Genomic DNA, 22722 nt, shown 5'->3' with positions numbered 1-22722 from the left:
GGGGCCGGCGTGCCCCCCCGTACTCAGCGCGCGGCGGGGCCCGCGTCCTTCAAGGCCTCGGCCAGACGCTCGGGCCGGAAGCCCAGCACCGTCTGGCCCTTGACGAGGAAAAGCGGCGTCCCGCCGCCGCCCAGGGCCTGCCAGCGCTCGCGGCACGGGGGCTCGACATCGATCTCGCAAGCCAGATAGGGCACGCCAGCCTGCTGCAACCACCGGTGGGCCTGCTTGCAGACGCCGCACCAGGTGGCGGAGAACATCAGGATCTCGCCCGGCCGCACGCCGGCGGCCAGCTCGGCGCGGGCCTGCTCGGCCTGACGCGCCCCCAAGAACTGCGAGGCGCCCCAGCCGACGCCCGCCGCCAGGGCCAGGGCCAGCCCCTCGCGCCAGCGCCGGCCCGGGCGGGCGGCGGCCTTGGCGCTCGTCATGGCGGGATCCGCTCCGGCGCTCAGACCGCGGCGGTAACGATCATCTCGACCTTCCAGCCCGGGCGGGCCAGCTGGGCCGAGACGGTGGCGCGGGCCGGCGCGCAGCCGGCCGGCAGCCAGGCTTCCCAGACAGCGTTCATCGCCGGGAAGTCGGCCAGGTTCGGCAGCACGATCTCGACGCGCAGGATGCGCGACTTGTCGCTGCCGGCACGGGCCAGCAGCGCATCGATCTGGGCCAGCACCTGCTGGGTCTGGCCGGTGATGTCGGCGCTGTCATCGCCCGCCACCTGGCCGGCGAGGAAGGCGAACCCGTGGGCCACCGTCATTTCGGAGAGGCGGGCGTTGGTGTCGAAGCGCTGGATGCTGGAAGCGGTCATGGGAAGGATTGAAGGGGTGGGAAGGAAATCGAAGAGAAGGTGCGCTGCGCGCCTGGGGCCCGCCCGCGCCGCGGACGGCGCGGACGCCCGGCCTGCCGCGCGGCTCAGCGCGACGCGACGGACTTCTGGCCCAGCCGGCCCTCGGTGCCGGCACGCAGCTTGGCGATGTTGCTGCGATGGCGCCAGATCAGCAGGAAGGCCATCGCAAGCAGGGCCAGGAAAAGCGGGCCGGGGCCCCAGATCAGCAGCTGGTAGAAGGGCGCAAACAATGCCGCCACCATCGAGCCCAGGGACACGAAGCGGGTGAAGCCGACGACCATCGCGAAGCTCGCCAGCGTCGCCAGGCCCAGCACCGGGTTCAGGGCAAAGATCGCACCGGCCGCGGTGGCCACGCCCTTGCCGCCCTGGAAACCGAAGAAGACCGGGTAGAGGTGACCCAGGAAGGCCGCGAGGGCCACGGCCGCCGCGACGGGCTCGCCCAGCTCCGGCGCCAGCCCGCGCAGCACCAGCACCGGCAGCACGCCCTTGAGGGCGTCGAGCAGCAGGGTGAGCAGGGCCGCGGCCTTGCGGCCGGAGCGCAGCACATTCGTCGCGCCGGGGTTGCCGGAACCATAGCTGCGCGGATCGGCCAGGCCGAAGGCACGGCTGACGATCACCGCGAAGGAAATCGAACCCAGCAGGTAGGCCGCGGCGATCGCGGCAAGGGGAGCCATCCAGTCCATGCCCCGGATTGTGCCGGCGCGCGCGCGTCCGCCGGCTCAGCCCGGTTGGGCGCAATGCACCGGCCGCGCGCCCAGCGCCTCGACCAGCACCTGCGGCGCCAGGCCCAGCAGGTAGCCGCGCCGGCCGCCGTTGATCAGGATGCGCGGCAGCCCGAGCACGCTGGCCTCCACATGCACCGGCAGGGGCTTGCGGGTGCCGAAGGGCGAGGTGCCGCCGACCTGGTAGCCGCTGTGGCGCTGCGCCACCTCGGGGCTGCAGGGCTCGATGCGCTTGCAGCCGATCTCGCGCGCCAGGGCCTTGGTGCTGACCTGGCAGTCGCCGTGCATCAGCACGATCAGCGGGCGCTGGTTCTCGTCCTGCATGACCAGGGTCTTCACCACTTCATGTTCCGGCACGCCGAGCTGGCGCGAGGACTCGGCCGTGCCACCACGGTCCACGTAGTCGTAGAGATGCTCGGTGTAGGCGATGCCGGCCCGCTTGAGCCAGGCGGTGGCGGGGGTTTCGGTGGCGTGGGAGGCGCGGGCCATGATCCGGGGCCACAGGGGCCTTGCAGGGCGGGTGTCGAGAGGCCGCCAGTGTGCCGCGCCGCCACCCCGGCGCGGCCCGCGCGGGCGGCAGACCGGATCCGCGCGCGGCGCGGGGCCCCGTGCTAGCCTCGCCGCCCCGCGCCCGCGCCGGCCTGTGGACCCTGCCCCGATGATCGTCGACCTCCAATCCCCCATCGCCCCGGCCGTCGCCGTCGACCGCCTGATCCAGCAGGGCTTTGCCACGCTCACGCCGGAGGCCCTGGGCCAGCTCGCCGGGCTCAGCCCGGCCCAGCTCGATGCGCTGCACCCGCACTGGGCGGCGCTGCCTCCCGACCGTCACCTCAAGGACGGCGGCCGCTACCGCCACCGCCGCCACGGCTGCTATGTGCAGACCCTGCCGCAGAACCTGGCCCGCTGCGACCTGAGCGCGCTCTCCGCCGGCCTGCAGGCCACGCCGCACCGCGCGCACTGGCAGCCGACCACCTACAACGCGCTGCACGGCGGCATGGAACGCTGGTTCGATCCGCTGGAGCCGGAACTGGCCGCCAACCCGAGCTGGACGACCCTGATCGCCGCGATCGGCGGCCTGTTCGCCCAGCGCCGTGCGCCCGAGGACGGCCGCTGGTGGATCGAGACCCATCCCTTCCGCATCGACACCCGCGACGGCGTCGGCCGGCCGACGCCCGAGGGCGCCCACCGCGACGGCGTCGACTTCGTCGCCGTGCTGCTGGTCGAGCGTCATGCGGTGATCGGCGGCGAGACCCGCGTCTTCGAGGCCGGCGGCCCCGGCGGGGTGCGCTTCACGCTGCAGCGGCCCTGGAGCGCGCTGCTGCTGGACGACGCGCGGGTCGTGCACGAGAGCACGCCCATCCAGCCGGCCGATGCCAACGGCCAGCCGCTGCCGCCCGAGGCCGTGGCCCGCGAAGGCCACCGCGACACCCTGGTGCTCACCTACCGCAGCGGCGGCTTCCAGTCGCCCGGCGGACGCTGAGGCCGGGCGCGGCAGCACGGGCCCGCGCTGCCGCGCCGGGCTCAGCGCGCGACCGCCTGCGACTTCTTGCGGTAGGCCTCGGCCGCCGCTGCATCACCACGCGCTTCGTACACCGAGACCAGCTCGTTGAACACATAGCGGTCGGCGATACCGGCCGCGGCGTCGTCCTTCTCCAGCGCCTCGAAACCCTGGCGCGCAGCCTCCAGATCGCCGCTCAGGCGCTGGGTGTGGGCCACCAGCCAGCGGCCGCCGCGGATGGCCGGCGCCAGGCCCTGCTGCTGGTAGATCGCCAGCGCCTTCTGCAGCACCGGCAGGGCCAGGTCGTGGCGGCCCATCTCGTTGAGGGTGATGCCCATGTTGTTCAGCGCGGCAGGCTCCCACTTGCGGGCGCGCGGGTCCTTGGCCTCGCGGGCGAAGTCGATGGTGCGTTCATGCCAGGCCAGGCGACCTTCGCGGGTCGGCTCGACCAGGGCGACGGAGTGCATGGCATCGGCCGTCAGCGCCTCCAGGCCGGCCGGCCGCGCGAGGTCGAGCGCGCGGATGAAGAAGGGCCGCGCCTGGCCGCCCTGCCCCTGACCGCGCAGGATGCGGCCGCGCTCCAGCGCATCGCGCACCCGCACCTCCACGCCTGCACCGGCCAGCCTGGGCTCGATGGCCTCCAGCTCGCGCTCGGCATTCGCGAACTCGCCCCGGATGGTGAAGGTGCGCGCGATCTGCGTGACGAGGATCAGCGCCTCGTCCCCCTGCGCGCGGGCCAGGGCCTCGCGGAAGACCTGCTCGGTGCGCACCGGCTGGGCGTAATCCCAGAGGGCATCGACGTCGAGGGCCGCCCGGGCCGGGCCGGCCAGCAGGGCGGCGCCCAGGCTCAGGGCGATCAGCGAACGGCGCAGGACCGGGCCCGCGGATCGGGCTTGGGGGGGGCAATGCATGGTGTCTTGTCTCCGTGGACGCGGGCCGGGTGCAGTCCCGGCCTCGGATGGCGCCGGCAGTCCCAGGCCTCGGCCTGCGCTGCGGGTCGCGGGCGATTATGGGCAGCCGGCCCGGCCGGGCCGGGCGCGGGGGCATGGGGCCGGCCGGCGCCGGGGGTCGCAGCCCCGCGACAGCCTCGGGCCGGACCCGGGCCAAACCCGCCGACAATCGCGCCGCGCCGCCCGGCCCTCTGCCCGGGGGGGCCCCTGCCCGACCGAATGTCCTCACCCACCTCCCCTCCCCGCCCGGTCCTGGGCGCCGCCACGCGCCGCGCGATGTTGCTGCGCCTGCTGGCCCTGACCCGGCCGCACTGGTCCATCTTCGGCCTGGGCCTGGTCGCAATGGCGATCTATGCCGCCACCGAAGCCGCGATCCCCGCGCTGCTCAAGGAGCTGCTCGACGGCAGCTTCGCCGCCAAGGACCCGGCCGCCGTGCTGCGCACGCCGCTGCTGCTGATCGCGCTGTTCCTGATCCGTGGCGTGTCGGACTTCGCCCACACCGCGGCGCTGAACGACGTGGCCACCCGCCTGGTGCTCGGGCTGCGCCGCCAGGTCTTTGCCAAGCTGCTGCGCCTGCCGGCCAGCCACTTCGACGCCCAGCCCAGTGCCAGGCTGATCTCGCTGCTGACCTACAACAGTGATCAGGTCAGCCCCATCATCACCACCGTCCTGCTGACCGTGGTGAAGGACAGCCTGACCGTGCTGGGCCTGCTCGTCTACATGCTCTACCTGGACTGGCGGCTGGCCCTGGTTTTCTTCGCGGTGCTGCCGGTGATCGCCTGGGTGATCCACACCGTCAGCCGGCGCCTGCGCGGCCTCAGCCACAAGCAGCAGGGCTCGATGGGCGAGCTCAACCACGTGCTGCGCGAAGTCAGCGAAGGCCAGCAGGAAATCAAGGTCTTCGGCGCCGCCGCCTACGAGGAGGCCCGCTTCGACCGCATCGCCCAGAGCCTGCGCCGCACTGCGATGAAGGTGATCACCACCTCGGCGGCCAATGGCCCCATCGTGCAGCTGATCGCCGTGCTGGCGCTGGCGGCCATCATCCTCTACGCCACGCTGCAGTCGCAGCAGCAGGGTCTGACGGTGGGCGGCTTCGTCAGCTTCTTCGGCGCGATGGCGCTGCTGCTGGCGCCGCTCAAGCGCCTGTCGAACGTGAACGAGCCGCTGCAGCGCGGCCTGGCCGCGGCCGCCAGCATCTTCGAAGTCCTGGACGCGCCGGCCGAACCCGACACCGGCACCCGCCAGCTCGAAGGCCGTGCCCGCGGCGCGCTGCGCTTCGAGGGCCTGCGCTTCCGCTACGCCGGCGCCGAGCGCGAGGCCCTGGCCGGCATCGACCTGAGCATCGAACCCGGCGAAACCGTGGCCCTGGTCGGCGCCTCGGGCGGCGGCAAGTCCACCCTGATGGCCATGATCCCGCGCTTCTACGAGCCCGGGGCCGGCCGCATCACCCTCGACGGCATCGACCTGCGCGAACTGCCGCTGGCCGATCTGCGCCGTCAGATGGCGCTGGTCACCCAGCAGGTCGTGCTCTTCGACGACACGGTGGCCGCCAACATCGCCTACGGCCGCCAGGGCGAGAGCCCGCGCGCCGCCATCGAGGCCGCCGCCGAGGCCGCGCATGCGATGGACTTCATCCGCGCCCTGCCCGAGGGCCTGGACACCGTGATCGGCGAGAACGGCGCCCGGCTCTCCGGCGGCCAGCGCCAGCGCCTGTCGATCGCCCGCGCGCTGCTCAAGGATGCGCCCATCCTGCTGCTCGACGAAGCCACCTCCGCGCTCGACACCGAGAGCGAGCGCGTCGTGCAGGCCGCGCTCGACAACCTGCGCCGCGGCCGCACCACCCTCGTCATCGCCCACCGCCTGTCGACCATTGCCAATGCCGACCGCATCGTCGTGCTCGACGAAGGCCGCATCGCCGAAGTCGGCAGCCACGAGCAGCTGCTGGCCGCCGGCGGGCTGTATGCGCGGCTGCACCGGCTGCAGTTCGGCGAGGGCGCCGCGGAGCCCACGGACACGACGCCGATACGCTGACCTGGGCCCCAACACCGACCATGCCCTGCACCGCCGCCGTACCCGCCCGGATCCTGGTGATCCGCCTGTCCGCCTTGGGCGACGTCATCATGGCTTCGGGCTTGCTGCCCGCTCTACGGGCGATCCACCCCCGGGCTGAGATCAGTTGGCTGGTGGAGCCGGCCGCCCTGCCCCTGCTGAGCGGGCATCCGCGGCTGGACCATGTGATCGTATGGCCGCGCGGCGAATGGCGCCGCCTGTGGCAGGAGCGACGCTACGGCGCATGGCTGAAGGGCTTTCTTCAGCTTCGGCGTCAACTGAAGGACGGCCGCTTCGACCTTGTGCTCGACACCCAGGGCCTGCTAAAGAGCGCCGTGTGGGGATGGCTGAGCGGGGCGCCACGCCGGATAAGCCTGATCGGCTGGGAGGGCAGCCACCACCTGGCCACCGAACGGCTGGTGCCGCCCGAAGCGGACGCCAGGCGACGCTTCGGGGCGGAGTACCGGGCGCTGGCCGAATACCTCGGGGCCCCGGCAGACACGTTCCGCCCGGATCTCGTGCCCAGCGAAGCCGCAACCTTGGCTGCGGATCGCGCGCTGGCCTCCGCCGCCCGCCTTGCGGGAGCCGACCCTGCCCTGCCACGGGTGGTGTTTTGCCCCTGGACCACCCGTCCGCAGAAGCACTGGTTCGAGGACCGGTGGGTCGAACTCGCACGGCTCGTACGGGCCCGTGGCATGCTGCCAGTCGTGCTGGGCGGGCCGGCGGATCGTGCAGCATCGGAACAGCTGGTGGCCCAGGCCACTGGTACCCTCCAGTTAGCCGGCCACCTGCCTTTGGATGCCAGCCTCGCCGTGATCAGTCAGGCTAAGCTGCTCATCGGGGTGGACACCGGCCTGACGCATGCGGGAACGGCGCTGCACATCCCCACCGTCGCGCTGTTTGGCTCAACCCGCCCGTACCTGGATGCCGGCAGCCCGACGACCGTCGTGCTGCACAGCGGACGGGCATGCTCGCCATGTCGGCGCCGCCCCAGTTGCGGGGGTCGTTTCGACTGCATGCGTGACCTAGACCTGGCGCAGGTCTGGCGCGCGGCCGAAACGGTCCTGGCCGCCGCCCAACCCGGAACCGAGTTGTCCCTATGACCCGTGACCTAGCCGCGCCCAGCGCCCGATCTGCGCTCTCCATCCTGATGTACCACCGCGTCGGCGTTTTCCCCCGACCGGCCGCTCATCGAGCGCTGTTCTGTGATGTCGGGCGCTTCGCCCGACAAATGCATTTCCTGCGTTGGGCAGGGATCGACGTGGTCAGCCTCGACCAGGCGCTGGTCCACGTCGCTGCAGGCCAGTTCGACCGGCCGCGCGTCGTCCTGACCTTTGACGACGGGTACCAGGATTTCGCGGACCATGCCTGGCCGATTCTGAAATCGATGGGCTATCCGGCCTCGGTCTTCCTCGTGAGCCGACAGGTCGGCGGCCCGGCGCGCTGGCTAGGCTCTGACCTTCCCGCCGCCAACTTGATGGACCGTGCGACCCTGCGCAGGCTCGACGCGGAAGGCGTGGACTTCGGATCCCACACCCAGAATCACCGCCGCCTTTCAACTTTGTCTGACACCCAGATGCGCGGCGAGATCCTCAACAGTAAGCACGAACTGGAAGACATGCTGGGCCATGACATCCGCCATTTCTGCTATCCCTACGGGGACTACACGGAATCGGCACGCGCATGCGTACAGACCGCCGGGTACCACAGCGGCCTGACCTGCATCCGGGGTGCCGCCAATCTCGCAACGAATGTGCACGAGCTGCCCCGAAAGGCCATTTCCCACGGTGACAACCTGTTCGGCTTTGCCTGGAAGATCTTGTTCAAGCACGCGCGTAAAGGACGTGGCGCCATCGTAAAGGCCGAGGCGGCGGCTGAATAAGCCCTCATGCGTATCCTTCAACTGCTACACAGTCCAAGCTATGGTGGGGCCGAAAGCCACATGCTGGCGCTGGGAATTGCACTAAAGCAGCGCGGTCACGCGGTTTGCTGTGCCGTGCCGGGCGGCAGCTGGCTGGCTGGTCAATGCGAAGCGGCAGGGTTGCAGGTCGAAATTCTGAGGATGGCCGGGCTGTATGACCTGGCCGCGCTATTCAAGCTGCGCCGTCTGATTCGCCAGTGGCAAGCTGACATCGTGCACGCCCATCTGGTGCGCGCGTCCCAATATGCAGGCTGGGCCGTCCGGGGTTTGCCGGCTGTCGCCGTCAGCACCGTTCATGCAACGAATGTCCACAAGCACATGCGCCGGGCCAAGCGCCTGATTGCGGTTTCGGACGCGGTACGCCAAAACCTCCTCAGGCAAGGGCACGACCCTTCCCGGGTCATCACCGTGCACAACGGCCAGAGTTTCACGCCGCCCGGTCCCCGGGACGCGCTGCGGACCGAACTCGGTCTTCCTTCAGACGCCTTTGTCCTACTCAGCGCAGGCCGTTTCGTGCATGCCAAGGGCCAGGATTTGATGATCGAAGCCCTGAAGCGATGCCCACACCCGGTCCATTTGGTCCTGGTGGGGGACCATCGGTCGGGTTACGGGCAAGAACAACTGGCCCAGGCCGGTGAGCGAGTACATTTCCTCGGGTACCGTCCAGACGTGGGGCGGCTGCTCGGCGTGGCCGACGCCTACCTCTGCGCATCCCGACGCGAAGCCATCTCACTGTCGGTGATCGAGGCCGCGGCGGCCGGCCTCCCGGTGATCGCGACCGCCGTGGGCGGCATCCCCGAAGTCATCGAGGACGGTGTGCAGGGACGCTTGGTCCCGCCGGAGAACGCAGATGCTCTCGCCTCTGCCATCTGCGAGTTGGTCGCAAACCGAGCCGTTGGCGAACGATGGGGTCGGGCAGGACGTCAGCGCTACGAGGAACGTTTCACGCTCGATCACATGATCGACGGCACGGAAGCGGTCTACGCGCAAGCGCTGGCGGCACGCGCATGAAAGTGCTCCACATCGAAGCCGGCCGCCACCTCTATGGCGGCGCGCTGCAGGTCGTCTTCCTGCTGCGCGGCCTGCGCGCGGCGGGGGTCGACAGCGTGCTGGCCTGCCCGCCCGGCAGCGCCATCGCCCCTGCCGCCGCGGCGCATGCCACGGTGCACGAACTGGCCATGGGCGGCGACCTGGACCTGGGCCTGGTCGGCCGCCTGCGCCGGCTGATCCGTGCCGAGCGGCCGGATCTCGTCCACCTGCACAGCCGGCGCGGCAGCGATGTGCTGGGCGCCCTCGCCGCGCGGCTGGAAGGCGTGCCGGTGGTGCTGAGCCGGCGCGTCGACAACCCCGAGCCGCGCGCCTGGGTCGCGCTCAAGTACCGCCTGCACGACCGCATCGTCACCATCTCCGAAGGCATCCGCCGCGTGCTGCGCGCCGAGGGCGTGCCCGAGGCCAAGCTGGTCTGCGTGCCCAGCGCGGTGGACACCACCGCCTATGCGCCGATCGCCGCCGACCACCCGGACCGTGCCGCGGTCCGCGCCGAACTGGGCCTGGCGCCCGACACCCTGCTGCTGGTGATGGCCGCGCAGTTCATCGCTCGCAAGGGCCACCGCACCCTGCTGGCCGCCCTGCCCGGCGTGCTGGCCCGCCACCCGCGCGCCCGGGTGCTGCTGCTGGGCCGCGGGCCGCTGCACGAAGCCATCGTCGCCGAGGCCCGCGCGGCCGGCCTGCACGGCGCCCTGCCCGACGGCGGGCCGGTGCTCTTCCCCGGTTTCCGCGACGACCTGCCGCGCCTGCTGCCGGCCTGCGACCTGATGGTCCACCCGGCCGAGATGGAGGGTCTGGGCGTGGCCCTGCTGCAGGCCGCCGCCTGCGGCCTGCCCATCGTCGCCGGCCGTGCCGGGGGCATCCCCGAGATCGTGCGGCCGGGACTGAACGGCGAGTTGATCGAACCCGGCGATGCCGCAGCGCTGGCGCAGCACCTGACGAACCTGCTCGGCGACCCCGCGCTGCGCGCGCGCTACGGCGCGGCCGGGCGGCAGCTGGTGCTCGACGAGTTTTCGGTGGATGCGATGGTGGACGGCAACCTGGCCGTGTACCGCGCCTGTGTCGGGGCTGCGCCCGGGTGATCGACAATCCTGCCATCCAGGCGCCACGCCATCCGCCACTCGGAGTTTCCCGATGAACCAGCACCGGATTCCCGTCTACCGCCCAGATCTCAGCGGGAACGTCAAAGCCTATGTCAACGAGTGCATCGACTCGTCGTGGATCTCCTCGCGCGGCCGCTTCGTCGGAGAGTTCGAGTCCGCGTTCGCGGCGTACATCGGGGTCGAGCACGCCGCCTCCGTCTGCAACGGCACGGTCGCCCTGCATCTGGCGCTGCTGGCGCTGGGCATCGGACCGGGCGACGAGGTCATCGTTCCCACGCTCACCTACATCGCGCCCGTCAATGCCATCTCGTACACCGGCGCCACGCCCGTCTTCGTGGATTCGCTGCGCAGCAGCTGGCAGATGGACCCGGAGGACGTGCGGCGCCACATCACGCCGCGCACACGCGCGATCCTCGCGGTCCATCTCTACGGTCAGACCTGCGACATGGCCGCGCTGGCCGCGATCGCGCGCGAACACCGCCTGTTCCTCGTGGAAGACTGCGCGGAGGCCTTCGGATCGACGTACGCGGGCCGGCATGCCGGGACCTTCGGCGACATCGCCACGTTCAGCTTCTTCGGAAACAAGACCATCACGACCGGCGAAGGCGGCATGGTCGTCACCAATGACAAGACCCTGAACGAACGCGCGCGCCACTTCAAGGGCCAGGGTCTGGCCGCGCACCGCGAGTACTGGCACGACGTGGTCGGCTACAACTACCGCATGACGAACATCGCTGCGGCCATCGGCCTCGCGCAACTCGAGCGGGCCGACGAGATCATCGCGCGCAAGCGAGATCTGGCCCAGCAGTACGCGCGTCGCCTCGCCGGCCTGCCGATCGAGCTCCACGCCGAGGCGCCCGACACGCAGCACAGCTACTGGATGGTGTCGATCCTGGCCGAGCGCGCCGAAGCGCGTGAACCGCTGCGTGCGGCCCTGGCCGAAGCGGGCATCGAGACCCGCCCCCTGTTCTATCCAGTGCACACGATGCCGATGTATGCCCGCAGCTACCGCAAGCACCCGGTGGCGGAGGACCTGGCATGGCGCGGCGTCAACCTGCCGAGCTGGCCCGGCCTGAGCGGCGAACAGATCGACCACATCGCCCACTCGATCGCAAGCTTCTGCTCCAGGTCGGCATGAGCTCGCGTCTGTACATCGTCGGCACGGGGGGCTACGCAAAAGAGGTCGCCCAGCTCGCGCACGCCGTGATGCAGTCCACCGGTTCGTGGACGGAGATCGCCTTCCTTGGAGAAGACGAGGCCGATGCGAGCATGGCCATGCGGTTCGGCAAGGTCGTCGGGACCGACGCGCTCCTGCTCGATGCCCGGCACGACCTGGACGTCGTGATCGGCATCGGCTCGCCGCGAATCCGCCAAGCGCTGGCGACGCGGCTGTCGAAACTGAGCCACCTTCGCTTCCCGAACCTGTTCCATCCCCGCAGCACGGTCAGCCTCGATTACATCAAGTGCGGTGTGGGGAACCTGTTCCATGCCGGCAGCGTAGTGACGTGCGATGTCGTTGTCGGTGATTTCAATGTCTTCAACCTCAACACCACGGTCGGTCACGACTCGGTCATCGGCTCCTGCAACGTGTTCAACCCCGGATGCAACATTTCCGGGAACGTGAGAATGGGTGATGGCTGCCTGGTTGGCACGGGATGCCAGGTGCTCGAGAAACTGAGCATGCCATCCAGGACGACCCTGGGTGCAGGCTCTGTCCTGGTCAAGTCGATCGACGTGGAGGACGGCGTCTATGTCGGCATTCCCGCCCGGCGACTGCGATGAGTCCGTTCGCCGCTGAAGCGGCCGCCGCGCGACGGCTGCGTGACCCATGCTGAAGCTGGGTCTGCTCGGTCATGGCTTCGTTCGGTGGACGGGCGGCCAGGACTTACTCAGGCTGATCACGGCCAGTCTGGCGGCCACCGGGGAGCCGATGGAGTTGCACGCGCTGCTGCCCGAGCCACGGCGCCGCTTCCACGAACGCGGCTGGGCCGGTGCCCTGTGGCGAAGCAGCCGCCAATGGCTGGGTCACCCGCTGCCCGCACCGGCATCGCCCGCCGGTGAGCCCATGGAACGGATCTTCTCCGGCCACGGCATCGATGTGCATGTGCACCGCATCGAGGCCGGGCACGCCGCCATCGCACGAGCCTCGGAACGGCTCGGCCTGCAGGCCCTGCTGCCGGCCGATTCGGCGCTCAAGCCGGTGGTGCGAGTCCCCTGGGTCGGCTACATCTACGACTTCCAGCACCGCCATCTTCCGCAGTACTTCACGCCGGACGAATCGGCCTCGCGCGACCGACGCTTCCGGTCCACGCTGTCACGCGCATCGAGCGTCATCGTCAACGCGAGAGACGTCGCCGCGGACATCGAGCGCTTCTGTCCTGGACATGCCGCGCGGGTGTTCCCCCTGCCGTTCGGGGCCGCGCCCGCAGCCCACTGGTTCGCGCTCGATTCGGGCGCGATGCGATCCCGGTATGGCATCGCCGGCGCCTACTTCATCATCAGCAGCCAATTCTGGAAGCACAAGGATCACCTGACCGCGTTCCGTGCCTACGCCGAGGTGGCGAAGGACCACCCTGGACTGACGCTCGTCTGCACCGGTTCGACGGAAGATCACCGGGATCCCGCGTACTTCCCGGGCCTGCTGCAGTCACTCGCATCGCTGGGCATCAGCGAGCGGGTGCAGATACTCGGGCTGATCCCCAAGGACGACCAGATCGCGCTGCTCAAGGACGCGGTGGCGGTGATCCAGCCAACGCGCTTCGAAGGCGGACCCGGCGGCGGTGCGGTGTACGACGCCGTGGCCCTCGGCGTGCGTTCGATCCTCTCCGACATCCCGGTCAACCTCGAGATTGCCGAGGAACGGGTCAGCTACTTCCCGGCCGGCGACGCGGCGACGCTGGCCGATCGCATGCGCGCCGCCCTCGCGACGCCGCACGTCTGCCCCTCGGCGCAGCACCTTGTCGAGAGCGGACAGAAGCGCCGACGCCTGTGCGGGTCGACTCTTCTGGAATCCATCGAATTCGCGCGGCGGCAGCAGAGCCGCCGGGCCTAGGCTGAGAGACCATGACTTCCCGTCCGGAGCTGCCCGCTCGACTGACCCCCGCGCGGCTGCCGCCCCACTGGCCCGGCGTCGCGATCCCGTCGGCCGCCGCTCGCCCCGCGGACCCGCCGCGCATCACCGTCGTCACACCCTCCTACAACCAGGCCGCCTTCCTCGAATCCACCATCCGCTCGGTACTGGAGCAGGGTTATCCGGCGCTCGACTACCACGTGATCGACGGCGGCAGCACCGACGGTTCGGTCGACATCCTGCGGCACTACGCGCCGTGGCTGACCAGCTGGGTGTCGGAGCGCGACCGTGGCCAGGTCGATGCCCTCCTCAAGGGCCTGGCCCGCGCCGACGGCGAGTGGTTCAACTGGATCAACTCCGACGACCTGCTGGCCCCCGGCGCGCTGTGGGAGGTGGCCCGCGTGCGCGATGCCGACCTGCTGGGCGGCTGCACGCAGAACTTCAGCGAGCACCGTCTCGACCGCCTGCGCACCAGCCGCGCGCTGACGGCACGCGACCTGGTGCGCCTGCCGATCGAGTCGCGCACGCGTTGGCACCAGCCAGGCATCTGGTACCGCACCGCGGCGCTGCGCGAGACCGGCATCGATGCGACGCTGCACTACCGCTTCGACCTCGACCTGCTGATCCGCTACACGCAGCGTTTCCCGCGCGTGCAGTACAGCGATCGCAGGCTGGCGTGGTTCCGGCTGCATGGCGCCTCCAAGTCGCTCGCCGACGCCGAGCGCTTCAGTGACGAGCACCAGGCGCTGCTGACGCGCCTGCTCGACGACCCGGCCCTGCAGACCCTGCACGCGGACGCCCGCGCCGCCCTCGCGGCGCTGCAGTGGCGCAAGACGCTGCGTGCGCTGCAGGACGACCACTCGCGCCCCCGGGCGTCCCGCCTGCTGGCGCTGTGGCGGACGGCGCGGCAGGTGCCTGGGGCCTGGCGCATCAACGCCACCTATGACACGCTGGGCCGCCTGCTGCGGCCACGCCGCCGCTAGAGCCGGGCCGCGGCCTGCTGCAGCCGTTGCCGGATCAGCGGCACCAGCGGTTCGACGGGCCAGCGGCGGCTGGCCTGCAGCAGCACGAAGCGCGCGGCCGGATCGGCAAACGCGGCTTCGACCAGCGCGGCGGCCTGGTCACGCTGCTGCTGCGTGATCACGAAGCGGGTCGCGGTGTTCGCCAAACTCTCGAAATGGTGGCGGCCCCGCTCGATGAACTGCGCGTAGGCACCGTAGAGCGTGAACTCCGACAGCTCGCCGGGCCGCTGGCCCAGCAGGCTGCGCCACCAAGGGCGCCCGCCATGCACCTGGGCCAGGTGGGCGTGCAGACCGCGCGCGGTGTCGCGATGGAACACGAACGGCCAGGCCACGAAGTTCAACGGGCGCACCGTCTCGGCCGGCAGCGCCAACATGCGCGCGGCGGCATCGGCCCAGTGCGCGAAGGTGGGCTGGTGCTCGATCATCAACGCGGCCCGGTCGTCGTGCAGGTAGTGCTCGGCGCGCAGCGGCACGGTGGGCAGCACGTCGGAGTCGAGCGCCACGTAGGCCGTGTACGGCCCGATCGCCGGCACGGCGAGCTTGACGATCTGCTGCACGTGCCATCCATCGCTCGCCGCGTCCGGAAACCAGCCGAAGCGCTTGGCCAGGCTGCGGCGCAGCTTACGGTATCCGTCGGGCCAGCCCGACAGGCGCCGTCGCGTGGCCTCGACCTCGGCGGGCAGCACCTCGGCCGAGGCGATCCACTCGACCCGGGTGGCGCCCAGCGCGTTGCGGAACAGCGGCAGGTCCTCGGTTTGCACTACCGCTAGGTGCGGCAAATCGCAGCCGAAGGCCTCGAGCGCCTCGCGCAGCAGGCCGAAGCGCTGCAGGTCGGCGCGGTAGGTCGGCGTCAGCAGTGCTACTCGCATCGGGCTACTCTCCATGGCGAAGATCATGGCTTACGTGAGGACATCGTATTCTCCGCCTCCAACGCCCAGAGCGCCGCATACTTATGAAACGCGTACTGCCCTAAGATTACAGCCATCAGAAATCCACGGCTTCCGTCAAGAAAACCGCCCCGCACCAAGTACTGCTGCAGGAAGTCGATTCCAAAGCGTAACGCGGCGTACGCCAAAGAGCCACGACGACCGTTAGCGAACTTCTGAGCAGCGAGCAAGCAGCCGTACTTGAGGTGCTTTTCCTGCACGTGCTGGTAGTTGCGCCATGAGTAGTGCTCCAGCGGCGCATTGAGAACACGCTCCTTGCGACGCGGCATCATTAGAGATTCATGCACCTGGTGGTCACGGTAGCGCGCGCCCTCGCGACGGAAGAGCTTGGCCTGTGGCGAGGTGTAGCGCCCATGTTTCAGAGGGCGCCCGAAAAGAAAGGTCTTCCACGGCATTTTAAGCACAGTGAAATCGCATCCCGACTCGTCGAGCACACGATCGATCTCGTCGCGCAATTCCGGTGTAACCACCTCATCAGCGTCGATCGAAAGAACCCAATCGCCACTGCAGTGGTTGAGCGCGCGGTTACGCTGAGGACCGTAGCCTGGCCAGTCGGTAACCCATAGCTTATCAGTGTAACGGCTGACGATGTCGATCGTGCCGTCGGTGCTGCCACTGTCCAGCACGATGATTTCACTTGCCCAGCCAACTACCGACTGCAAGCTAGCCTCGATTCGGTCACCCTCATCGCGAACAATCATCATCACAGAAAGCGTTGTGCGGCGGCTAGAGCGGGCGGACATGGCGTGTTATGTTATGAGTAAGATGCCAATATATCATCTGAGGCGTCGTAAACTGCGGGTCGCTTACCCTAGACAGGTCCGGTTCTTCCCCGTCCGCTTGGCCTCGTAGAGCGCCACATCGGCCCGGGCCAGGGCGGCGTCCAGCGGGTCGCCGGGGCGGTGGGCGGTCACGCCGGCGGAGAAGGTGACGAAGATGCGCTCGGGGCCGTCCCGGGTGAACAGCTCGGCGCTCAGCAGGCGCTGCAGGCGGCTGAGCACGCGCTGGGCCTCGTCGACCGGGGTGGCGGGCAGGAGCACGACGAACTCCTCGCCGCCGTAGCGGGCCAGGGTGTCCTGCGGGCGCAGCGCGCGGGTGACGTGGCGGGCGAGGAACTGCAGGGCGGCATCGCCGCTGGCATGGCCGAGGCGGTCGTTCAGGCGCTTGAAGTTGTCGATGTCGAGCAGGGCCACGGCCAGCGGCGGTGGGCCGGCCGGGAGCTCGGTCAGGGCGCCGTCTGCGATCTCGGTCGGGGCACCGGCCGGAGGGCCGGCCGCGGCCTCGTCGGCGGCACGAGCCAGGCGCACGCACTCGCTGTCGAAGGCGCGCATCAGGCCGCGGCGGTTGGCAATCTGGGTCAGCGGGTCGGTGGAGACCTCGTCGTCGAGGCGGCGGATCTCGTCCTCCAGCGTGCGCACGCGGTCCTGCATGGCCTCGGCGCGGGCCTGCTCGGCCTGCAGGCGGTCGCGGGTCTGCGCGACGAGGGACTGCACGGCGCGGCTTTCGGCCACCATCTCGCGCACCCGGCCGGCCAGGCCGTCCAGGGTGTCGGCGGCGGCGATGGCCTCGGCATGGCGGTCCAGGCTGTCGGCATAGCGGCCGGAGGTCTGGCCCAGGCTGGCCAGGTCGCTGAGCATCTGCCGGATCGAGGCCTTCAGCGCCTCGCGCGCGGCGCGGCGCTCGCCTTGCAGGCGCTGCTGGCAGGCGCGGGTGGTGGCCAGCATCTCGTCGAGCTGGCGCAGGCCGCGCGCGGCCAGGCCGGTCTCGAACTGCTGGCGCATGGCCTGGGCCTGGCCACGGGCCCAGCTCTCGTCCTCGGCCAGCTCGATCAGGCTCTCACTCAGGCCGCGGCAGAGGCGGGTGAGCACCTCGTGGCCGTGCAGGCGGTGGGCGATCAGGCGACGCGCTTCCTCGCAGAGCAGGGCCACCTCGCCAGCCGAGGCGGCATCGGGCGGGCGAGCGGCCTGCAGGCGCCGCTGCAGGCGCTCGGCCAGGGCACGGGCGCTGGCATCGTCAGCCGGCAAGGCGGCGTCGAGCGAGGCGGCCAGGCTGTCGACCAGGGCCGGCCAGGCGGCGGGTGGATCGGCGGCCTGGGGCCGCGCGGGCGGGTCCGCGGCGGCTTGCGGTCCGGCGGTGGGGGCGAGGGCGTGCTGCGGCGCCGCCGGGGGGGTTCCGGCCGGCTGGCCCTGGGCGATGGGGGCCTCAAGCGGCCTCGCCGGCTCGGCGCCCGGCCGGGCGGCGGGCTCGGCCTCGCGCGGGCCGGGGGGCTCGTCGGCCTCGGCCGGCGCCTCGTCCCAGCGGGCCAGCAACTGGGTCAGGCGCTGGTGCAGGCGAGCGGCGTCCTTGCGGCTGCCGCCGAGCACGCGCTGCAGGCTGTCCTTGCGGCGGGCGACGGTCCAGCCGCGGTCGGAGCGCTCCAGCGCGCGCAGGGTGCGTTCGATCAGGCCGGCCCAGGCCTCGCCGTCCGGGCCTTCGGCGCGGGCCGGCTCCGGGGGCTGCTGGCCGGATTCGGCGGCATAGGCGCGGGCGTAGTTCTCGGGGGTGGGTTCCAGGCGTTCCAGGGCCAGACGGCGCAAGGTGGCCTTGGCCCGCACCGCAACCGAGGCCGCGGCCTCCGGGCGGGGCTCGGGCGCGTTCATCCGGGATGGGCGCCCGGGCTGCGCGGCCGGACGGAAGGCAGCCGGCGCGGCGCGGCCTGCGGGGCGATGGTCTGCTGCCAGGGCTGATCACCCGCCGTCAGACCGGCCACCCAGGCCTGCAGGGCCGCGGCCGCCATCGGCCGGGCCATCAGATAGCCCTGGGCGCTGTCGCAGCCCAGGTCCAGCAGCGCCTCCAGCTGGCCCAGCGTCTCGACGCCTTCGGCCACCACGCGCAGCGAGAGCGTGCGGGCCAGCGCGACGATCGCCCCGACGACCGCGGCACTCTGCGGCGTGACGCCGAGGTCGCGGATGAAGCTGCGGTCGATCTTCAGCTCGTCGATCGGCAGCGTGGTCAGGTAGGCCAGGGAGGAGTAGCCGGTGCCGAAGTCGTCGATGGCCAGGCCGACGCCGATGGCGTGCAGGCGGTGCAGGGTCGGGATGACGGTCTGCAGGTTCTTCATCAGGCCGGTCTCGGTGATCTCGATCTGCACGGCGCCGGCGGGCACGCCGGCCGCCTCGGCCGCGCTGCCGAGGGTGGCGATCAGGTCGCTGCACTCGAACAGGCGGCTCGGCAGATTGACCGCGATGGGGCCGTCCAGGCCCGCCAGGCCCCGCCAGGCCGCGGCCTGGCGGGCGGCTTCGCGCAGGGCCCATTCGCTCATGGGCACGATCAGGCCGGTTTCCTCGGCCAGCGGGATGAAGTCGCCGGGCGGCACCAGACGGTCGCCGCGCTGCCAGCGCATCAGGGCCTCGACCCCGGCCACCCGGCCGCTGCGCAGATCGATCTTGGGCTGGTAGTGCAGCACCAGCTCGCCGCGCGACAGGGCCATGTGCAGGGCCGTCTCGGTCTGCAGCTGCTCGCGGCCGCCGCCGGCCAGGGTGGGGTGGTAGAGCGTCACCGCATTGCGGCCGGCCTCCTTGGTCGCGCGCATCGCCGCGTCGGCATGGCGCAGCAGCTCGGGGACGGAGGCGCCATCGCGGGGGAACAGGGCCACGCCGATGCTGGCGGTGATGAAGACATCCTGGCCGGCCAGGCTCAGCGGGGCGCGCAGGGCGTCCTGCAGGCGCTGGGCGACCGCGCAGGCGTCACGCTCGCGGCCGGTGCCATTGAGCAGCACCACGAATTCGTCGCCGCCCAGACGGCCGAGCAGGTCGTCGTGGCGGGTGGCGGGCCGTGAACCCTCGGGCGGGTCGACCCCAAGCGCGCCGTGCCGCACGCAAGTCTGCAGGCGGAAGGCGACGCGGCGCAGCAGCTCGTCACCCGCCGCATGGCCCAGGGTGTCGTTGACCAGCTTGACGCGGTCCAGCCCGATCAGCAGCACGGCCAGGGCCTCGCCCTCGCGGCGACCGGCATCGATCGCACGCTCGGCCCGGGCGATCAGCTCGCGGCGGTTCGGGAGGCCGGTCAGGGCGTCGAAATGGGCCAGTTGGTGGATGCGGTCCTCGGCGGCGCGGCGCTCGCCGACGTCCTGCACGATGCCGGTGTAGCCGCTGAGCTGGCCACGCGGATCGAACTGCGGCTCCACCTCGACCTGCAGCAGCAGCTCGGGACCGCCGTCGCGCGCCAGGCGCAGGTCCAGCGTCATCGGCTCGCGGCCGGCCAGGGCCTCGCGCAGCTGGGCCAGCAGGGCCCGGCGGGCCACGGGCTCAAGGCGCCGCAGCACCTGCCGCAGGCCCAGGCGGCTGCCGCTGGGCAGGCCCAGCACATGCAGCGCCTCGGCCGTGCAATCCAGGCCGAAGCGGCCGGGGCGCCAGGCCACGCTGCCGATGCGGGCGATCTGCTGGGCACGGGCCAGCTCGCTGCGCTTGCGCTCAAGCTCGTCGCGCACGCGGGCCGCGCGCAGCAGATGGCGCAGGCGGCCGACGAGCATCGCCCAGCGGCTGGACTTGAGGAAGAAGTCGGTGGCGCCGGCGCGGTAGGCCTGCTCGATCGAGGCCTCGTCGTCCAGACCCGTCAGCATCAGCACCGGCAGCGCCGCCAGGCCAGGCCGGGCGCGCAGCAGGCGGCAGGTCTCGAAGCCGTCCTGGCCGGGCATCAGCGCGTCCAGCACGATCAGATCGGGCCGCCAGCGCTCGAGCAGGGCCAGGGCCTCGGGCCCGCTTTCGACCACCGTGACCTCGAAGCCATGCTGACGCAGCGCAGTGGCGGTCAGCAGCCGGGCGACGGCGTCGTCGTCGATCAGCAGCAGCTGCGGCGGATCGACGGGCTCGTGATCGAGTCGGATGCTGAAGGGCATGCGCGGCAGCGGCGGGTTTCAGGCGCCGGGCTGGCCCAGTGCGGCGATCGCCGGACGCACATGGCCTAGCTCGGCCCGCAGGCGGTCGAGCAGCTCGGGCAGGCCCTCGCGACGCTCCTCGCGCGCCAGGCGCTCGGCCTCCGCGCAGCAGCGCGACAGGGCCAGGGCACCCAGGCTGGCGCTGGAGGACTTGAGGGTGTGGGTCACATGCCGGACGACCGCCAGATCACCGGCCGCCTCGGCCGCGTCGAGCTGCGGCAGCAGGCTGGCCAGCGAGGCCTCGAAGAGGCCGGCAACCCGCGGCAGCAGGCCATGGCGCCCCTGGGGATCCAGCGCGCGGAGCTGGGCGAGGGCGTCGGGGTCGAGCAGGGGGCCTCTTGCGGGCGAGCGTTCGGCGGTCACGGTCGGCAGGGATTCAGCGCAGGCTGGTGGCCCGGGCCAGGGCCGCCAGCAAGGCTTCGTTGGTTTCACCAGCGTAGCTGAAGAGCGAGGCGAAAGCCTCGCGGATCGGATCCAGATCATCCCCCTCCACCGCCTGCACCAGGCGCAGGTAGGGCATGCAGGGCCCCTGGCCCTCGACCAGGGCCTGGCGCACGCGGTCGGGCACGGGCAGGCTGCGGAACAGGGCCTCGAAGGGCTGGTCGAGCAACTGGTCGAGCAGGGAGAACACGCCGCAGATGAAGCATTCGCCGGCCAGTTCCTCGTAGCCACTGCGCTGCAGCAGCTCCTCCATCAGCAGGCCGCGGCGCACGGCGGCGAACATCAGCGGGCGCAGGTTCAGGTCCTCGCTGGCGGTGGCCAGCAGCAGGGCCAGCCAGCGCTGCAGGCGCTGGGTGCCCAGCAGCATCAGGGCGTGGCGGAAGGAACCCACCTCCACCGCCAGGCCGAAGGCCGGCGAGTTCAGGTAGCGCAGCAGGCGGAAGGCCAGGCGCGGGTCCTGGCTCAGCGTCGATTCGAGCGTCTCGACCGAGGCGCCGGACTGCAGCTGCCGCATCATTTCCATGATCACGCCCAGTTCGGCGGAGGGCTGGCCGGCTGCCCGGTCGGCCGGCCGGTGGCGGCGGGCCAGGGCGTCCTGGAAAGGCCAGCCCAGCACGGCCACGGCGCCGCGGGCAAAGCTGGCCTCCATCTCGGCCAGGGTGTGGATGCCGGACTGGACGAAGCCGATGCTGCGCGGCACCGGGCTGGGCTGGCCGGCCGACTCCTTGAGCCGGCGGTCCTCGCCCAGGTCGATGATGGACTGGCGGAAGCAGGGCAGCAGCTCGCGGGGCAGCTCGCGCGACGGCCGGCCCTTGATCAGCAGGGCATTGCCGCGTGCGGCCAGCGCGGCGATGACCGCGGTGTGGGCCGGGTCGGCCGCCATGAAGGCCGGCACCTCCACGCCCAGGTGGCGGGCTGGCTGCGCGGCCATCAGGTCGTGCAGCAGGCTCTCGCTGAGGATGTTGAGCGAGACCTCGCCCGCCCCCTCCGGCCAGACCCCGGCCAGGGCATCGAGCAGCTCGCCGGCGGCCAGGGGCTCGCCGGGCCGCAGGGGGAAGAGCGTGAGCCGGGTCGCGATCACCGCGCGCTGGCGGTCGATCATCGGGGCGTAGCCCAGCGCGACGCGGGCGAGGATGGAGGAGCTCACAGGTCAGCAGGGCGGGTGTCGAAGCCCCATTGTCCGGAGCGGTGCCTGCCGGAAAACCGCGGAATGGCCGGCTTCAGCCACCCGCTTCCGGGCTTCAGCCCTTCAGGTAATCGAAGAGGCTCAGGCGCTGCACCTGGGCATAGGCCTGCAGCGCGGCGTTGTAGCCGGTCTGCTGGTTCTGGAAGTCGGAGATCGCGGCCACCATGTCGAGATCGGTCGCGTCGGACTGCACCTGCTGCGCATCGAGCTGCTGCTGGCCGAGGCGGCTCTCGATGCCCTCGAGCCGGTTCAGGGCCTCGCCGGCCGCGCTGCGCTCGCGGCCCTGCTGGACCAGCACGCGGTCGATCACGCGCAGGGCCTCGGTGTTGGACGCGGCGATCGTCGCGCTGCTGCGGCCGGGGGTCTGCAGGGCATCGGCCATCGCGGCCAGGGCATCGAAGACATTGATCGTCGCGCCGCCGCGGTCGGGCACCGCCGTCCAGGTGCGGTCGCCGTCGACGGCCGAGGTCAGGCGGGCCTCGCCCACCGCCAGCTGGGTGTCGCCCGGCGTGCCGCGGTAGCTGACGCCGCCAGCCCCCTCGACAAAGGGCTCGCCTGCCGAGCCCTGGCCGCCGAACAGGTAGCTGCCGTTGCCGTCACCGCGGTTGGCCAGGTTCAGCAGCTGCTCGCGCAGGCCGCGCAGGCTGTCGCCCAGGGTGGCGCGCTCGGCGTCGGTGTAGGCGCCGTTGCCGGCGTTCACCACCAGGTCGCGGGCCTGCTGCAGCAGCTCGGCGGACTGGCCGAGCGTGCTTTCGCTGAGCGTCAGGTGGGTGCGGCTGGCGTCGAGCGCGCGCAGGCTGGCGGTGCTGATGGCCAAGCTGGCGCTCGCCCGCTCGGCGCGCGCGGCGGCCACGGGATCGTCGGAGGCACGCTCCACGCGCTTGCCGCTGACGAGGCGCTGCTGGGCCTCGCCCAGGGCCTGCTGGCGGCGTTGCAGTTCGCCGATGCCGGCTTCGTAGCGGGAGGCGGTGGTCAGGCGCATGGGGTGGGCTTTCCTTCGGGACGCCGGA

22 protein-coding genes are annotated in these 22722 nt (G+C 71.3%); 10 read left to right on the top strand and 12 right to left on the bottom strand.

Features of this window, described 5'->3' with window-relative positions:
- Positions 1-23: 23 nt before the first annotated feature.
- From H4F90_RS01625 to H4F90_RS01610, 4 genes are all read right to left on the bottom strand, one after another.
- Positions 24-425: a glutaredoxin family protein gene (locus H4F90_RS01625; RefSeq protein WP_182660852.1), complete on the bottom strand. Its 402-nt coding sequence runs from the start codon at positions 423-425 to the stop codon at positions 24-26.
- Positions 426-445: 20 nt separating this feature from the next.
- Complete coding sequence (locus H4F90_RS01620; RefSeq protein ID WP_182660850.1) at positions 446-802, bottom strand: RidA family protein; 357 nt, start codon at positions 800-802, stop codon at positions 446-448.
- Positions 803-906: 104 nt separating this feature from the next.
- Positions 907-1524: a glycerol-3-phosphate 1-O-acyltransferase PlsY gene (gene plsY, locus H4F90_RS01615; RefSeq protein WP_182660848.1), complete on the bottom strand. Its 618-nt coding sequence runs from the start codon at positions 1522-1524 to the stop codon at positions 907-909.
- Between the two features lie 36 nt (positions 1525-1560).
- Positions 1561-2052: an aminoacyl-tRNA deacylase gene (locus tag H4F90_RS01610; protein WP_182660846.1), complete on the bottom strand. Its 492-nt coding sequence runs from the start codon at positions 2050-2052 to the stop codon at positions 1561-1563.
- A gap of 169 nt (positions 2053-2221) precedes the next feature.
- On the opposite strand from H4F90_RS01610, the gene H4F90_RS01605 reads away from it, so the two are divergent.
- Positions 2222-3043, top strand: a complete 822-nt coding sequence (locus tag H4F90_RS01605; RefSeq protein WP_182660844.1) for a 2OG-Fe dioxygenase family protein — start codon at positions 2222-2224, stop codon at positions 3041-3043.
- A gap of 41 nt (positions 3044-3084) precedes the next feature.
- Here H4F90_RS01605 and H4F90_RS01600 read toward each other — a convergent pair whose 3' ends face one another.
- Positions 3085-3972, bottom strand: a complete 888-nt coding sequence (locus H4F90_RS01600) for a tetratricopeptide repeat protein (protein WP_182660842.1) — start codon at positions 3970-3972, stop codon at positions 3085-3087.
- Positions 3973-4287: 315 nt separating this feature from the next.
- Between H4F90_RS01600 and msbA the strand changes: the two genes are divergently transcribed.
- From msbA to H4F90_RS01555, 9 genes are read left to right on the top strand one after another with little or no spacing between them, the layout of a single operon-like run.
- The gene (msbA, locus tag H4F90_RS01595) at positions 4288-6042 is read left to right on the top strand and encodes a lipid A export permease/ATP-binding protein MsbA (RefSeq protein WP_220486030.1); all 1755 of its coding nucleotides are present in this window, start codon (positions 4288-4290) and stop codon (positions 6040-6042) included.
- 20 nt (positions 6043-6062) lie between these two features.
- Complete coding sequence (locus H4F90_RS01590) at positions 6063-7163, top strand: glycosyltransferase family 9 protein (protein WP_182660838.1); 1101 nt, start codon at positions 6063-6065, stop codon at positions 7161-7163.
- Between the two features lie 47 nt (positions 7164-7210).
- A complete protein-coding gene (locus H4F90_RS01585) occupies positions 7211-7942 on the top strand; it encodes a polysaccharide deacetylase family protein (protein ID WP_235971908.1) in 732 nt (243 codons plus the stop codon).
- Between the two features lie 6 nt (positions 7943-7948).
- Positions 7949-8992, top strand: a complete 1044-nt coding sequence (locus H4F90_RS01580) for a glycosyltransferase family 4 protein (RefSeq protein ID WP_268911837.1) — start codon at positions 7949-7951, stop codon at positions 8990-8992.
- Positions 8989-10110, top strand: coding sequence for a glycosyltransferase (locus H4F90_RS01575; protein ID WP_182660832.1), 1122 nt, complete (start codon positions 8989-8991; stop codon positions 10108-10110). The genes H4F90_RS01580 and H4F90_RS01575 overlap by 4 nt, the downstream gene beginning before the upstream one ends.
- A 52-nt stretch (positions 10111-10162) precedes the next feature.
- Positions 10163-11269: a DegT/DnrJ/EryC1/StrS family aminotransferase gene (locus H4F90_RS01570; RefSeq protein ID WP_182660830.1), complete on the top strand. Its 1107-nt coding sequence runs from the start codon at positions 10163-10165 to the stop codon at positions 11267-11269.
- Complete coding sequence (locus tag H4F90_RS01565; protein ID WP_182660828.1) at positions 11266-11913, top strand: PglD-related sugar-binding protein; 648 nt, start codon at positions 11266-11268, stop codon at positions 11911-11913. Before H4F90_RS01570 ends, H4F90_RS01565 begins: the two co-directional genes overlap by 4 nt.
- Positions 11914-11959: 46 nt before the next feature.
- On the top strand, positions 11960-13183 hold the full coding sequence (locus H4F90_RS01560; protein ID WP_182660826.1) for a glycosyltransferase: 1224 nt from the start codon (positions 11960-11962) through the stop codon (positions 13181-13183).
- 11 nt (positions 13184-13194) lie between these two features.
- A complete protein-coding gene (locus H4F90_RS01555) occupies positions 13195-14184 on the top strand; it encodes a glycosyltransferase family 2 protein (RefSeq protein WP_182660824.1) in 990 nt (329 codons plus the stop codon).
- Here the strand turns inward: H4F90_RS01555 and H4F90_RS01550 are convergent.
- The 7 genes from H4F90_RS01550 to flgL form a co-directional block, all read right to left on the bottom strand.
- Positions 14181-15119, bottom strand: a complete 939-nt coding sequence (locus H4F90_RS01550) for a DUF6492 family protein (RefSeq protein ID WP_182660822.1) — start codon at positions 15117-15119, stop codon at positions 14181-14183. The two genes, H4F90_RS01555 and H4F90_RS01550, sit on opposite strands and share 4 nt — an antisense overlap.
- A complete protein-coding gene (locus H4F90_RS01545) occupies positions 15116-15913 on the bottom strand; it encodes a glycosyltransferase family 2 protein (protein WP_182660820.1) in 798 nt (265 codons plus the stop codon). The genes H4F90_RS01550 and H4F90_RS01545 overlap by 4 nt, the downstream gene beginning before the upstream one ends.
- A gap of 63 nt (positions 15914-15976) precedes the next feature.
- Positions 15977-17809, bottom strand: coding sequence for a GGDEF domain-containing protein (locus H4F90_RS01540; protein ID WP_182660818.1), 1833 nt, complete (start codon positions 17807-17809; stop codon positions 15977-15979).
- Positions 17806-20046, bottom strand: coding sequence for a putative bifunctional diguanylate cyclase/phosphodiesterase (locus tag H4F90_RS01535; protein WP_182660810.1), 2241 nt, complete (start codon positions 20044-20046; stop codon positions 17806-17808). Before H4F90_RS01535 ends, H4F90_RS01540 begins: the two co-directional genes overlap by 4 nt.
- A gap of 18 nt (positions 20047-20064) precedes the next feature.
- Complete coding sequence (locus H4F90_RS01530; protein ID WP_182660808.1) at positions 20065-20448, bottom strand: Hpt domain-containing protein; 384 nt, start codon at positions 20446-20448, stop codon at positions 20065-20067.
- Positions 20449-20461: 13 nt separating this feature from the next.
- Positions 20462-21673 carry an EAL and HDOD domain-containing protein gene (locus tag H4F90_RS01525; protein WP_182660806.1) on the bottom strand — a complete coding sequence of 404 codons (1212 nt, stop codon included), beginning with the start codon at positions 21671-21673 and terminating at the stop codon, positions 20462-20464.
- Between the two features lie 94 nt (positions 21674-21767).
- Positions 21768-22694 (bottom strand): flagellar hook-associated protein FlgL, encoded by a 927-nt coding sequence (flgL, locus tag H4F90_RS01520; RefSeq protein WP_182660804.1) that lies wholly within the window; start codon positions 22692-22694, stop codon positions 21768-21770.
- Positions 22695-22722: the final 28 nt, after the last annotated feature.

The sequence above is a fragment of the Aquariibacter albus genome, assembly GCF_014145335.1.
In the GTDB taxonomy this organism is placed as follows: domain Bacteria; phylum Pseudomonadota; class Gammaproteobacteria; order Burkholderiales; family Burkholderiaceae_C; genus Aquariibacter; species Aquariibacter albus.
The sequence above is the reverse complement of the archived record's forward strand: the minus strand, read 5'-3'. Positions and strand labels throughout refer to the sequence as shown.